Source organism: Terribacillus sp. 7520-G, assembly GCF_002271665.1.
Lineage (GTDB): Bacteria > Bacillota > Bacilli > Bacillales > Amphibacillaceae > Terribacillus.
The window spans coordinates 1-222 of record NZ_NQFP01000082.1 but is presented as its reverse complement, the minus strand read 5'-3'; the positions used below and the strand labels follow the sequence as shown (position 1 = coordinate 222).

The following is a 222-nucleotide window of genomic DNA, read 5'->3' as shown; positions in this document are numbered from 1 at the left end:
TTATTAAGAACAACTTTTATATTATATCATTCAGCTCATAACTTGTCAACACTTTTTTTGATGCGGCCGAGAGGACTTGAACCTCCACGGGTTATTCACCCACTAGGCCCTCAACCTAGCGCGTCTGCCATTCCGCCACGACCGCATAAAGTCAAAAGAAAAATGCTGTCTGTGCTGCACAGCATCGGCAGAACTATAGGATCATCTTCATCTTAAACAGAT

1 tRNA gene is annotated in these 222 nt (G+C 43.2%); it reads right to left on the bottom strand.

From position 1 onward, the window contains the following. Window positions 1-61: 61 nt before the first annotated feature. A tRNA-Leu gene (locus CHH53_RS17070) sits at window positions 62-145 on the bottom strand. Between the last annotated feature and the right edge of the window lie 77 nt (window positions 146-222).